Genomic DNA, 14,232 nt, shown 5'->3' with positions numbered 1-14,232 from the left:
ATGGGAAAATCCCATTTTTTTATTTTGATTTATCAAGTTTTATTAATGGAGAACTATTTTAGTCCATTAATGAAAAAGCGGGTAAGTATCCCAGTTTTTTGAAATAGGTAATCTGCGGATAAACCTTTCATTCCTGAGATGAAGATATTGACAAGAAATAGGAAGTCATCTTTGGTGAAGTCTTTTGAAATTTTACCTTCATCCTGTCCTTTTTGAAAAAGTTTATCATAAATTTTCATCTGCACCGTGACAGCATCGGTATCGAAAAAATCAGGACTTTCAGAGTATTGTGTCATCAAATTTTGAGAAAATATCGGAGAATAATGCTCAAGCTGTTTTAGCTTCATTTGGGTGATTCCCTCATAAGTTTCTTCAAAGTTCAGATCGCTTTGAATGATTTCTTCAACTTGTGCTGCCATATTTTCAAAGGCGTGCATAATGACAATGTTCATTAAATGATTTTTATTTTTATAATACTTAAATAATGTAACCTTTGACACTACTGCTTTTTGAGCAATTTCATCAACAGTGATTTCTTTAATTTCTTTTTCATTCAACAATGTAAAAGTCGTGTCTAAAATGGCTTTTTTCTTTTTTTCTGTTTGATTCATGAGGAAAACCTTTCCAATCTTACTGACAAAAAACTGTCAGTACTGACAAATCTATTTTCTATAAAAAATTATAGCTTTTTTGTTGAACTAATTCAAGGAAAAGAGTACAATATGAACTATAAAGTTAAGTTTAGTTCATAAATTACTTTATAAACAATGAAATTATCCTTATGGAGGACTTAATTATGGTAAAAGTAGTCGAAGTAAAAGGGCTTCAAAAAAACTTTGGTAAGTTTCAAGCGCTCAAAGATGTAAGTTTTGATGTCAATGCTGGAGAGGTGCTCGGCTACATCGGACCTAACGGTGCTGGTAAATCAACAACGATTAGGACTTTGCTTGGTATTATCCGTGCAAATGGTGGCTCAGCCAAAATATTTGGAAAAGATGTCTGGACAGATGCCATTGAGATTCATAAGCAAATTGCCTATGTTCCAGGTGATGTTTATCTCTGGCCCAATCTATCAGGAGGAGAGATTATTGATCTTTTTTTGAAGCTTCATGGTAAAGGAAATGCGGCTAAACGAGATGAATTAATTAAAAAATTCGAGTTAGACCCAAAGAAAAAAGCTCGGTCTTATTCTAAAGGAAATCGACAAAAGATTGCACTTATTGCAGCGCTATCAAGCGATGCTGAACTATATATTTTTGACGAACCAACTTCTGGACTTGACCCATTGATGGAGGCGATTTTTCAGGAAGAAGTTGGAAGGCTTAAAGCTGCAGGGAAAGCGATTCTTTTATCAAGTCATATCTTGTCTGAAGTTGAAAAGCTGGCAGACCGTGTTGCAGTCATCCGTAAAGGTGAAATCGTAGAAACTGGTAGTCTTGAGGATTTGCGACATTTAACGCGTTATCAATATAAGATTGAAACAGGGCAAGTTCCGACAGGTCTTGAAACCCTTAGCTCTGTTCATGACTTAAAAATTGATGGCACAAAAGCAAGCTTCCAAGCTGATAGTGATAAAGTAGATGAAATATTATCAACGATTACACAATATGGTGTGAAAAAACTTGAATCTATGCCACCAACGCTTGAAGATTTATTTATGCGTCACTATGAATAAAAAGTTGGGAGATGAAAATAATGAATAAACCGCTTTATAAAACGGGGCGCTGTTCAAATCACTCCTAAAACGTGATTGGCTAAAATTAATATTTTGGGTGCTAGGGATGTTAGCATTTGCAGCATCTGGTGCAGGCAAGATGGAAGTTGCTTCAAGCCCAGCAACAGCAGCAACAATGTATACCATGTTTGTAAAAAATCCAGCGATGTTGGGACTTTTCGGTGCAACACCAATTAAAAATCCAAGTGCGTACACTTTAGGACCTATCTTTGGACAAACGATGACTTTGATTACGGCGATTACTTTTGCCATTATCTCAATTATCTATGTGGTTAATCGAACGCGTAAGGAAGAAGATGATGGGATAGCAGAGCTTTTTCGCTCATTTTCTATTGGTAAATTATCAAATACAACAGCAGTTGTGATTGAGCTTGTGTTGTTGCACATTGTGATGGCACTTTTGCTCGCATTCTCTATTCAAGCGCAAAATGTTGACGGTTTGAATAATCTTTCTAGTAATTTGTTGTTTGCGAGTAGCACTTCAGCACAAGGATTAATGTGGGGAATGGTTGCACTGTTCTTTGCTCAGATTTTTCCAGATGCTGGTGGAGCTAAAGGAACAACTTTTGGTCTTCTAGGACTTCTTTATGTGATACGAATGGGAACAGATGTAGGTGCACCTCAAGCAGGATGGTTCAATCCACTTTCATGGGGCTATCTTGGATTTCCTTATGCAACAGGTCATGAATCTTGGCTAGGTGTTGGGCTAACGCTTATCTTTTCGATACTGATGTTGGCACTTGCCTATATGCTCGAAATTAAACGCGATGTGAACGCTGGTTATTTGCCTGAAGGACGTGGACGTGCTCATGCTAAAAGAACGCTGCTCAGTTTACCTGGTTTGGTGCTAAGCTTGCAAAAAAAGATGATTATTGGTTGGCTATTGGCTGTCTTTGTCTTGGGCTTGGTTTATGGCTCAATGTTTGGACAAATGGATCAATTTATCAGTGGCAATGAGCTGGTTAAGCAGATTTTTATAGGAAATGCAACAGCGACAGATGCGATTACTGGAAACTTTATGGTTACTTTGTTTTCTATTTTGTCCATTTTAGTATCTGCTTTTGCAGTGATTTTACTCTCTCGGATGACTGCCGAGGAACGGAAGAATCGTCAAGAACAACTTTATGCTTTGCCGATTTCTAGGTTGAAAGTTTATCTGACCTATGTGTTGACTGCAATTATTGGAAGTGTTGTCGCACAATTTCTGGCTGTGCTTGGTATTTATGTTGAACAGTTAGGAAATAAAAATGCTTTAAGTTTTGCTGATGTAATGAAACCTGGGATGATTTGGATAGTCGGAATTGTATTTGTTGTTGCACTTCTAAGTTTACTTGTGGCTTTTATTCCACGAGCTTCAGGCGCAATTTGGGTCTATCTTGGTTTCTTACTCTTTATGAGTTATCTTGGACATATTCTTGATTTACCTCAATGGATTGAAAAATTGAGTATTTACGATTATATCCCAAAACTTCCTGTTGATAAGATGGATTGGGGCAGTGTGTCAGTAATTTTGATTCTGTCAGTACTGATGATTGTGATTGGTTTTGTCGGTTATCGCAGACGTGATTTGATTGGTGGTTAGTAGTACCAAGATTCTGAAATGAGATATGGAATAAAAAGCTGTCAGTACTCTGACAGCTTTTTGATTTTTTATCCACTTGTGATTTTGTAAAGTAAGGATAGAGAAGGAGTATCATAAGCGACGAAGCGTTGTATAATCGCGTTTTTACAGTATTTCTAAGCATTTCGCTAAATTTTGTGATAGAATAAACAAGTTGTTTTTATAAATTATATTTTCAGGAGAAATTTTATCATGATGAATCCGGCAGAAATTCTGTCAGCAACTATTCACCACGGACAGGAAAAAGTGAAGCGACCGTTTTTAGAAAAAGCAGTGCTTGGTTTTATTGGTGGAGCAATGATTTCCTTTGGTTATTTGCTTTACATTCGGGCTGTGGCGAGTGTAGCGGAACCTTTGGGTAGCCTTGCAAGCCTAATTGGAGCAAGTGTTTTCCCCATTGGATTGATTGTCATCTTGTTGGGTGGTGGAGAATTGATTACGTCAAATATGACTGCGGTTTCAACATCATTTTTCGCTAAAAAGGTCAAATTTGCTGATTTAATAAAAAATTGGGTGGTCATCACAATTTTTAATGTACTTGGGGCAATTTTTGTTGCTTTCGTTTTCGGACACTTGGTTGGATTGACAAGTAGCGGAGTTTTTCGCGAAGAACTTTTTAGTCTGGCACAAGGAAAAATTGGTGCAAGCTGGTATCAAGAAATCCTCTCTGGCATAGGTTGTAATTGGTTTGTCGGCATTGCAATGTGGATGTGCTATGGTGCAAAAGATGCAGCAGGAAAACTTTTGGCAGTTTGGTTTCCGATTATGGCTTTTGTCGCAATTGGTTTTCAGCATAGCGTAGCAAATGCGTTTGTTATTCCAGCAGCTATTTTTGAACATGGGGCGACTTGGCTTGATTTTGGTCGTAATTTTATCTTTGTTTATGCTGGTAATATTATCGGAGGAGCAATTTTTGTTGCAGGCTTTTATACTTTAGGTTATCGCAGGCAAGCAAGAGAGCAGATAGAACAAAAAAGTTAATGAAGTCAAGACTTATCCAACGAGAGCAAACACTCTTGTTGAATTTATGTTGGATGAAATTCAAAACATAGTGTTGCTTCATCGCCTAAGGAGATGTTAGCATACACTTGTTTTGATAAAAATAACTCTGTCAGTACTGACAGAGTTATTTTTTTAACTGATGATAACGATCATACCAAATCTCAACATATTCCTTAGAAAATGGTCCTTTTTCATTGTTAATCCAGTCAACAAGAATTTTCACATTTTCTTTTAAAACATAATCAATTTCCTTTGGATAGCGCATTTGACGACGGTGACGTTCATATTCTTCAACGTCAAGCAGCTTTTTTTCACCGTCTTTGAAGACTTTCACATCAAGGTCGTAATCAATGTATTTCAGCGCTTCGTTATCAAGGACGAAGGGACTCGCTAGATTGCAGTAGTAGCTGACGCCTTCCTCACGAATCATAGCAATGATGTTAAACCAAAACTTTTTGTGGAAATAAACAATCGCAGGCTCACGTGTCACCCAACGGCGGTCGTCGCTCTCGGTCACGAGCGTGTGGTCATTCACCCCAATAATTGAATTTTCATTTGTTTTCAGAACCATTGTATCGCGCCAAGTGCGATGCAGGCTCCCATCATGTTTATAGCTTTGAATCGTGATAAAGTCGCCTTCTTTTGGTATTTTCAAGGAGCTGTACCAACTTTCTCAATTCAAAGTTCTCGTTTATTATTTTATCATATTTTTGAGAAAATTGTAAGTTCAGAATGTCACAGAAAAATCTTCCGCTTGTAAAACCTGACATCACTGCTTATCAGAAGAATTTTTACGACTTTCCAAAAATTTATCATGAATCATGAGGATAATATCACGCCCAAAATAAGTAGCGACAAGTAAAAAAGTGATAAAAACTCCTAATTTTCCACCGCGCTGAACATCGAAATGAGGATTATTTGCATAAAGAAAAGCAATCAAAGTAGGATGCAAAAGAACATACGTTGCAAGACAAAAGGCAATAAGGCGCCAAGTTAAACCACCAATAAAGTATTTCATTCTGCTATTATAAATTTTTGAATAAAATTGTCAAGCATTTAACCTAGCAAGTGCGTGCGATCTCTGCCCTTTGGGATACGCTGTTCATTCGCTCTATCTCCGTTTCACTGCGCTGTCGCAACTCGCTACGTGCTCCGCACGCCGTTCTACGAACGGTCTACGCTGTCCTGCCTAAAGCAGTAAGAGCAAAAGGCAAAGTGATAAGGCGAAATAGCAAGCTCTGCTTCGCCCTGCGACTTTAGTTGATTGCGATTTGAACTTGCCACTTTAGTGGCTTAGTGAAATCGACAGTGTAGCGAAGCGGAGATAGAGCGAATGGATAACGAAGGACCTCATATCTTTGATGTGAGGTTGTGCCCTATCATTGGTGGGTCCACCAATGAAATAATCACTTCAATCAAAAATCAAATATGGTCAGTGCTGACAAAAATTCGTCAGCAAGATGTTGCTTACGAAATTCTTTCCATTCAGGTAAATCTTTAATTTCCTGATAACGCTTACGCAAATGCCAAATTTCAGGAATTTTGTACTGTGGGTAAAGCTCCAAAAATTGACTGACCATTTCCCATTCATAAGTATACCCAAGCGGACGTGCATGATAATTGATTTTGTCAGTACTGACAACCATCATTCGATGATGAATATGTCCAAAGATGACATCAGACACTTTAGGAAATTTCAAAAAAATCTCATGAAAATGCTGTGAACCCAGATAAGCATTGAATCTGGCAAATTTTTCATAACGTGTGTTGATAATAAAATGCTGATGAGGAACAAAGTGTGTACTGACAATAATTCTCTCCACATCAGCTTGCACTGACAGTTCTGTCAGCAAATTTTCGAGTTTTGTCAGTATCAGTTCAGTTGTTTTTACATCATCAAATGCTCGTTTAATCTTTCGGTCAAAATAAAAAGAATTTTTAAAAGCAACCACCTTTTTGACATCAAAATTGCCTCTAAGAAATGAATAATCATACCATCCGTGAAAACTTACAAAAGCAGTTTTACCAAACATTTTTACCTGAAAATCATGCTCGGAAATTTCTTTTTCTGACAAACCAACCATATCATGATTTCCAAGATTATAAGTCACTGACAGATTCCTGTCAGTAGCCAATTGTTGCAAAAAAGGAACAGTCAACGAACGAAACGTATTAGAAATATCTCCAGCAAAATGTATATCAGTAATAGCGAGTTCTGTCAGCACTGACAGAAAAATATCTAGCTCATCCCTTGAGAATTGATTAATATCCATGTGAAAATCTGATATAACAGCTAATCTTTTATCTAAATTCATTCTCCAATTATAGCACGAATATCACTAAAACAATTTCTTCTACACTCCTTTATTAGAAGAGCAGAACAACCCTCTGCTCTGAATTTATCGGCAAAAAACACAACGTGATTCATTAATGATTTGTTTCTAAATGCACAAAAACGTATCGGGTCTTTTCTTTTATTACATCGCTTAACAAACAAGAAAATTATGAGAATGAAAACCTAAAATGTCAGCTACACTACATTAAAACCGTGAAAATCATATAAAAAGACAACTAAATCTCAATTTTTGTGTTTCATAGATTAAATAATGTCTACAATTTCTTGACAGCGTATTCTAAAGATGATAAAATTGAAAATATAAGATAAGTACTTTCTAATCTTCTAATCATTGAAAGTTAATTTATCATCCCAAACATAGGGAATTGTCCACAAACTCACGTGGACGCAGTAATAATGGTAACACAATATAAATATATATCATCCAAAAGGAGAAATTATTATGGCACAAATTTCAGTAACCCCAGAAGAGCTAAAGAGCCAAGCACAAGTCTATGTGCAAGCTAAAGAAGAAATTGAACAAGCGATTCAAAAAGTAAATTCAATGAATAATACAATCGCTGAAGAATGGAAAGGTCAAGCTTTCCAAGCATACTTGGAACAATACAACCAACTCCATCAAAGCGTTGTTCAATTCGAAAATCTTTTGGAAAGCGTCAATCAACAATTGAATAAATATGCAGATACTGTTGCCGAACGTGATGCACAAGACGCTCAAAGCTTCGGTTTCTAATTCATCAATTTAGACGCTACTTTTTGTGGCGTCTTTTTGGTTAAAAGGCCTATGAAAAAAAGACAATTAATAATACTTGGTATTGCATTTAGCTCCCTTTTAGCAGGAAGTGCTCAAAGCTTTGCGGATGATAACGGCAGCCTTCAACTTAATCCTAATGTCATTACAAACTCAGATGGCGGTGGAACAGCGAGCGATTTTCCAATACGCAGCCAACTCTTTACCCCAGAAATAGAAAAAGTTGCTAAAGCACAAGAAAAAGATGATATCTCTAAACAAAAGGAGTTCCTTAACTTCTCGGATACGTCCAATAATATTCTTTATAATACCAATACAACCAAGATAGTAAAGCAGCTTTTTGTTGATTATCAACCACAAGTGATTTCATCAAATAAGAACGATAATCATTCCAAGACAACGATTGCTTATTGGATAATATTTATTATTGCTTTTCCACTAATATTTTTAGCAGTTTTATTAGGACGAAAAAATGCAAAAAGGAGTATAAGGAGAAAACGATGAGTATGCGGATTGATATCAGTATTGAATTTATGGAGCAACAAGTAGACTTCCAAATTCCTACGGAAGTAACTTTCGGCCGGTTTGTAGAATTAATGCATAAAGCATTAGAAGGAGCACGACTTCCTAAGCACTGGACGCTTGAATTAAAAGATAAACCAATAAAAATAGATGACACAGATCTCATCAAAGATTTACCCATAGGAAATGGTGACATATTTTGCCTTATTCCTATCCAAGAAAAACAGGAGTATATGAATGAAAGTATCTAATGGTAGTGAACATTTTGAACTTGAAAGAAACAAAAATATTCTTCAAGTTCGATTAACAAGCACACAATTTAAAGAAGAAGCTCTTAAAGAACTTCCCGACAATGTCAATGTTAAAGAAGAAAATGAATCATGGGTGCTTTCTTATTCCATTCCTGAAAATGCAAAAAGTTTGGCAACTGCCATCCAAAATACAAAATCACGTCTTGAAAAACTAAAACTTGCACAAAAACTTTCATCTTTGGCAGATTTGGTAAATCAATTTGATATTCCTTTCATTCATCCTAAGAATATAATGCTTGAAGGTGAGACACTTTTTGTAGTTCACTTCGGTTTAAAAGGTTTAATTGTACCAAACGAAATGACTTCAATTGAATTTATAAATTCTTATAAAGCTCTTATTTTTAATATCTTCAATTCCAAAAGCTCTTTTGAAGCATTTGTCGCAAGTACCCGTTCGGTGAACGATAAATTTACTCAGACAATCAATGATTTTAATACCATCTCAGAGATTACGAGCTTCATTAACCAAGAAGTAGAAAAAGAAACGGTAAAAGTTAATCAAAAATTGACTTTTGTCTCCAAAGGACGCTATCGTTTCTTTAAATATTTTGGAATTTTTGCCATCATTTTAGCGCTTGTATTAGGCTGGTTCACTTATTCATACTACAGTAATAATCAAAAGCAGAATGCGGTTATTACAGCGCAAACTGATTTTTTGACAAATAATTATGCCCAAACTCAAACAGATTTACAAAGCTATTCGCCAAGCCAATTACCAAAATCAGCACGTTACATTTTGGCAGTCAGTTCAGTTAACTTATCAGATTTATCAATGAGTCAAAAGCAGTCAATCTTGAATAATGTTTCAACAAAATCAGACAATAACACATTGAACTATTGGGTTTATACAGGACGAGGTGACTTTAACCAAGCACTTAATCTGGCGCAAAATTTGGGTGATAAACAGTTAACCTTGTTGGCTTACACCAATCTTTATGAAGCAACAAAATTGAACACAACAATGAACGGTGCCAAAAAACAACAGCTCTTAGATAAATACAACAAACAAATTCAAGAGCTAACCAAAGACCTTGGAAAATAAGGGGAGTTTATGAGTGATATAGGATTTGAAATTATAGAAGAAGCAAAAGAACAGCAGCTTTTTCTAGACAATCGCTTAGACGCAAGCGATACTCTTTTTGTGATTTATCTTTTAAGCAACCAGCTCCACACCATTACTTTATCAGAACATCGACCATCTGTAACTCATCAAGACAAAGTTTTTAGTAGCTTTAACGATGAATTATTTATTAATGGAAACACAATCCCTACAGGGTACTCCAAGTTAGAAAATCTAGATGATCTTGAAGTTTTCGTGATTTCCCCACAAAATTCAGAAACAACTTTCTTTATTATTAATGAAGAAGAACACTTCGTTATTGGTTCAGATGAGATTGCAAGTTTCAAAACACAAGGAAACAACCAAGTTGTTATTCACAAAGATAGTTTTAGTGTGGATGCAAAGGAAGATTTTCTCTACTTCAATAATGTCCTATTGAAAGGGCATCATTACATCAAGGGAATACAAGCAGGCTTTCAGATTTTAACTCCTGATTTTTTGCTTGAAAAACGCCCGACACAGTGGAAAATTACCAACTTCTCAAATCATGTGACTTTTGCAAAGCGCCATTTTTTGAGACAGTCACAAGCTATGGAATTTCCAGAGGACTTTCCGAAATATAGAAGAAGTCCCAGAGTTCATTTAGAACCACCAGAAGACAAATTCAAAATTCAAAAAATTGAGGCACCACAAAAAGCTAATAAAAATGGAATATTAAAAGCTATTCTCCCTCCCATTGGAATGCTTGCAGTTACAGGTATAACGAGTGTACTCTCAGGAAGAAATCCACTTATGATGCTAGGAATGGGGTTCATGAGCATCATCACAGCGACTTTTACAGTTTCTCAATACATCAATGAGAAAAAAGAAAGAAAAATCGAAGAGAAAAATGGCAAAGAAAATTATGATTTCTATCTGACAAATACTAATGCGGAGATTTCGAGAAAATATACCGAAGAAACAAAAGTTTTAAACTTCAGAAATCCTTCACCAGAAGCTTTAACCGAAATGATTAGTACCTATAATTCTCGCATCTATGAACGTATGGCAAATAATAAAGATTTCTTAGAAATCTCTTTGGGAGAGGGCAACCAACCCTCTTACCTAAAGATTGATTCAGATTTGAATGAACGTGACACAGATGAGAATACACTTCGAGTAAAGAAACTTATAGAGTATTATTCTACTCAGCGTGATGTTCCTACCACATTAAATTTAGCGACACAAACGCTAGGATTAGTTGGGACTTACCCTGTTCTCAAAACAGCTGTTTCTAACCTATTGCTTCAAGTCGCTTTCTTCCATTCTTATCGTGATGTTAACTTTATCAGCCTTGTTCCAGAAAAAAATTATAAAAAAGATTGGGGTTCATGGAGAGTTCTTCCACACTTTAAGTTACAAGAATTAGGAATGCGTGGTCTTATTCATAATGCCAAAACACGCGATATCGTGCTAAGTAGCTTTTATCAACTCTTAAATAAGCGCAAACAAGTTCTACAAGATGCGGGAAAAGAAAAACCTCAATTCAGTCCACATTATATACTGACTATTTTTGATGATTCCTATCTTGCTGGACATGGAATTAATGAATTTCTCGCAGAAGATATGAGTAACTTGGGAGTGACTGTTATTTGGGCAAAAGAAGATCAAAAACTTCTTCCCGAAACAGTTACAGCACTTGTTGAATATAAAAATCAAAGTGCAGGTGAAATCATCAATGACAATAATGTCCATGTTGCTAAATCATTTGAACCCTATGATTCCCTCTCAAATATTGAAAAGAGTCTACGTCTCCTTTCAAATCTAGAACACGTCGAAGTTGAAAAAAATGCGATTCCTGAAAGCCTCTCATTGCTTGAACAATACGAAGTTAAGACAATTGAAGACTTGTCAATCAACGAACGTTGGGAAAAAGCAGAACCAAATAAATCCATTAAATCATTAATTGGTTGGCGTGGAAAAAAAGAATATATGTATTGGGATTTGCATGAACGGGTTCATGGTCCCCATGCGTTAGTAGGTGGGACTACAGGTTCTGGTAAATCAGAATTTCTAACCACATATTTGATTGGACTTGCAATCAATTTTTCTCCAGAAGATATTGGTATGCTTATCATTGACTGGAAAGGTGGAGGGATTGCAAATACACTAGCAGGTTTGCCTCATTTCATGGGCTCAATTACTAATTTAGACGGTGCAGGAACAGCGCGTGCGCTTGCTTCAATCAAGGCAGAACTCGACAAACGTATGAAGGAATTTGCAAAGTTTGGTGTAAATAATATCAACGGTTATATGAGTCTCTATAAGAGTCGTTTAAACCCAAAACCTGATGTGAAGTACCCAGAACAGCCAATTCCACATCTGATTTTAGTTTCTGATGAATTCGCAGAATTAAAATCAAATGTTCCAGAATTTCTAGATGAGTTAACCTCTGTCGCCCGTATCGGTCGGTCATTAGGTGTTCATCTAATCCTTGCTACCCAAAAACCATCAGGTGTCGTTAACGACCAGATTGAAGCAAACTCAACCAGTAAAATTGCTCTTAAAATGGCAAGTGAGCAAGATTCTAACGAACTCCTTAAAACACATGATGCAGCACATATCACGCAACCAGGACGTGGTTACCTTAAAGTCGGACAAAATGAAGTTTATGAACTTTTCCAAAGCGGTTATGCAGGAATTCCTTATGATCCAAATGCTATAAAATCAGAAACAGTTGATGAGCGTATCAATAGAGTAACAGAATTAGGGCAAACAGAAATAGCCTATGACCCAGGAGAAGAAGTTATTCAAGGTCAAGATACGAGTGACTTACCTACGCAACTAGAAGCAGTAATTGAAGGAATTCAACAAATATTTGAAGATTCAAGCCTAACACTTCCTGCAAAACCATGGTTACCTAATTTGGAAACACAACTTGTAACTCCCAAAATTACGACAAGTAGTGAAAGAAATACAAAAATTCCTCTTGGTTTGCTAGATGTTCCAAGTCGGCAGTCCCAAGAAGTTTATATTTATGATATTATAGAGGCGAGTCACACTGTGATTTTCTCTAGTCCAGGTTATGGTAAATCAACAACACTCCAAACAATTGTAATGAATTTGGCACGTCAAAATACCCCAGAACACATTCAATTCAACTTACTAGATTTTGGTAATAACGGCTTGTTACCACTTAAAGATTTACCACATGTAGCAGATCTTGTAACAATTGAAGAAAACGAAAAACTTACTAAAATGTTGGATCGAATGCGAAAGATTCTTTCTGAACGAAAACAAACCTTTAAAAAAGAAGGTGTAGCGACACTTAGTCAATACCAACAAAAGACCAAGCAAAAACTTCCGATTATTGTCAATCTGTTAGACAATTATGATGCACTCGCACAGAGTAAACGGCGGGATAAAATAGACGAAATTCTAATCCAAGTCTTGCGAGATGGAGCAGCAGTCGGTGTTTATCTGATTTTGACCGCAGGGCGATTCAATGCGATTCGGATGAATATGATGAGCAATATCCAAACGAAAATTGCGCTCTTCATGAATGATGAAAATGAAATTTCTAATCTTTTCGGGCGGGATCGTCTGGATCAGACTGAGGTTATCGGACGTGGACAAATGAAACTTGACTTTCCTGTGGCACTTCAAATCTATCTTCCTGCAACTGGTAGGAGTGACATGGAAGTGTTGGAGGCTATGTCACAAGAAATTGATACGCTTAATCAGAATTGGAAAGGAAATCGTCCTGATGCAATTCCGATGGTGCCAGAGGAATTGACGCAAGAAGTATTCGAAACTTATCTGCCAAAAGACAGACAAAATAGAATCTATCTGGGATTAAACAAAGGGACATCAAAACTTGAAGATTTTGAACTTTTCAAGGGACGAACATTGGGCATTTTCTCAGAAAATGTGAAACAAGCCAAACTTCTAGTACCATTTGTTTTAGAACAGGTGATTCCGCTAAATAATGATATAGAGCTTGATATTTTAGACAGCACAAACCTTTTGGAAAAATCTGCGGATGATGCAGTGCTTTACTTTGACAAAGAAGTACTGAGCAAACGGTCGTCAGATATTAAAGAAGCCCTTCAGTCTTTATCCTCTGGAAAAACAGGAAAAAAATTGATTGTGTTCATCAACGGGTTAGCAGATATTGTTGAAAAAGTAGCTTTGAAGCCTGATGAGATTATTTCTCTATTAGCTTTAAATAAGGAAAATATCCAGATTATCGTAGCAGATGTGATGACGCGTGTAGGGAATAGCTATGGTGGAACAACAAATGCTGTAAAAGAAAATGCCTACCAAATTTTGTTCGGTGGAGATTTGAATCAGCAACATTTTGTAGAAAATCTTCCACAAGAAATTAAAAAAGAAGTGATAGCACGAAATGTGATTCATTCGTTCAAAGATGATGAGTTCTTCAATATCGTTATCCCAACAGAATTACAAAAGGAGAAAGATTGATGACGGAACATGAGGTAAGACTTCTCCCGTTGGGGTCTATTGTAGAAATAAAAGAAGAATCTAAGCCACATATTATTGTTGCAAGGGCAATTAAAAAAGAAAAGGAATCGCTCAGAGATCGTTACCGAGTAGCTCCCTATCCAGAGGGAGATACACCCAATACACTTGTTTATTCCATTGAGGCTGAACAAATACAAAAAGTGGTGTTTAAGGGATATTCAAGTGAAGCTGACCAAGCATTCTTGGATGGCTTAATAGATATGATAGAAAAAGGTATTGTACCCCAAAAAACAGCAGTAAAAACGGTCGAAGATGAGAGTTTTAAGATATCAGTTCCACAAACTCAAGAAGAGTTAGTAGAGTTACTGGATGATGACCCATTTTATAAATTTAGAGGATAGGAGAAAAAA

Annotated in this window: 13 protein-coding genes; 9 read left to right on the top strand and 4 right to left on the bottom strand. The window is 36.3% G+C overall.

The genetic code is table 11. The features are described 5' to 3' along the window. Positions 1-53: 53 nt before the first annotated feature. Complete coding sequence (locus FLP15_RS09805; protein WP_142766965.1) at positions 54-611, bottom strand: TetR/AcrR family transcriptional regulator; 558 nt, start codon at positions 609-611, stop codon at positions 54-56. A gap of 185 nt (positions 612-796) precedes the next feature. Here FLP15_RS09805 and FLP15_RS09800 point away from each other — a divergent pair, with 185 nt between their 5' ends. From FLP15_RS09800 to FLP15_RS09790, 3 genes are all read left to right on the top strand, one after another. After that, positions 797-1,675: an ABC transporter ATP-binding protein gene (locus FLP15_RS09800; protein WP_142766964.1), complete on the top strand. Its 879-nt coding sequence runs from the start codon at positions 797-799 to the stop codon at positions 1,673-1,675. A gap of 106 nt (positions 1,676-1,781) precedes the next feature. Continuing rightward, positions 1,782-3,317, top strand: a complete 1,536-nt coding sequence (locus FLP15_RS09795) for an ABC transporter permease (RefSeq protein ID WP_223804617.1) — start codon at positions 1,782-1,784, stop codon at positions 3,315-3,317. A 231-nt stretch (positions 3,318-3,548) separates the two neighbouring features. After that, entirely contained in the window at positions 3,549-4,337 is a 789-nt protein-coding gene (locus FLP15_RS09790) for a formate/nitrite transporter family protein (protein ID WP_142766963.1), read from the top strand. A gap of 145 nt (positions 4,338-4,482) precedes the next feature. On the opposite strand, the gene ntdP is transcribed toward FLP15_RS09790, so the two are convergent. The 3 genes from ntdP to FLP15_RS09775 form a co-directional block, all read right to left on the bottom strand. Beyond that, the gene (ntdP, locus tag FLP15_RS09785) at positions 4,483-5,013 is read right to left on the bottom strand and encodes a nucleoside tri-diphosphate phosphatase (RefSeq protein WP_120771865.1); all 531 of its coding nucleotides are present in this window, start codon (positions 5,011-5,013) and stop codon (positions 4,483-4,485) included. 114 nt (positions 5,014-5,127) lie between these two features. Beyond that, complete coding sequence (locus tag FLP15_RS09780) at positions 5,128-5,376, bottom strand: hypothetical protein (protein ID WP_142766962.1); 249 nt, start codon at positions 5,374-5,376, stop codon at positions 5,128-5,130. A 397-nt stretch (positions 5,377-5,773) separates the two neighbouring features. Next, entirely contained in the window at positions 5,774-6,673 is a 900-nt protein-coding gene (locus tag FLP15_RS09775) for a metallophosphoesterase (RefSeq protein ID WP_142766961.1), read from the bottom strand. A gap of 483 nt (positions 6,674-7,156) precedes the next feature. On the opposite strand from FLP15_RS09775, the gene FLP15_RS09770 reads away from it, so the two are divergent. The 6 genes from FLP15_RS09770 to FLP15_RS09745 are packed head-to-tail and all read left to right on the top strand — an operon-like array spanning position 7,157 to position 14,223. Continuing rightward, positions 7,157-7,447: a WXG100 family type VII secretion target gene (locus FLP15_RS09770; protein ID WP_120771862.1), complete on the top strand. Its 291-nt coding sequence runs from the start codon at positions 7,157-7,159 to the stop codon at positions 7,445-7,447. Positions 7,448-7,498: 51 nt separating this feature from the next. Beyond that, complete coding sequence (gene essA / locus FLP15_RS09765; protein ID WP_142766960.1) at positions 7,499-7,969, top strand: type VII secretion protein EssA; 471 nt, start codon at positions 7,499-7,501, stop codon at positions 7,967-7,969. Beyond that, entirely contained in the window at positions 7,966-8,238 is a 273-nt protein-coding gene (locus FLP15_RS09760) for an EsaB/YukD family protein (RefSeq protein ID WP_142766959.1), read from the top strand. Before essA ends, FLP15_RS09760 begins: the two co-directional genes overlap by 4 nt. Further along, a complete protein-coding gene (essB, locus tag FLP15_RS09755; protein ID WP_142766958.1) occupies positions 8,225-9,340 on the top strand; it encodes a type VII secretion protein EssB in 1,116 nt (371 codons plus the stop codon). Before FLP15_RS09760 ends, essB begins: the two co-directional genes overlap by 14 nt. Positions 9,341-9,349: 9 nt before the next feature. Further along, positions 9,350-13,822 carry a type VII secretion protein EssC gene (gene essC / locus FLP15_RS09750; RefSeq protein WP_142766957.1) on the top strand — a complete coding sequence of 1,491 codons (4,473 nt, stop codon included), beginning with the start codon at positions 9,350-9,352 and terminating at the stop codon, positions 13,820-13,822. Beyond that, a complete protein-coding gene (locus FLP15_RS09745) occupies positions 13,822-14,223 on the top strand; it encodes a DUF4176 domain-containing protein (protein ID WP_142766956.1) in 402 nt (133 codons plus the stop codon). The genes essC and FLP15_RS09745 overlap by 1 nt, the downstream gene beginning before the upstream one ends. Positions 14,224-14,232: the final 9 nt, after the last annotated feature.

The organism is Lactococcus protaetiae, assembly GCF_006965445.1.
In the GTDB taxonomy this organism is placed as follows: Bacteria; Bacillota; Bacilli; order Lactobacillales; family Streptococcaceae; genus Lactococcus; species Lactococcus protaetiae.
Note: the sequence above shows the minus strand (reverse complement) of the source record. Positions and strands in the feature narration are given on the sequence as shown.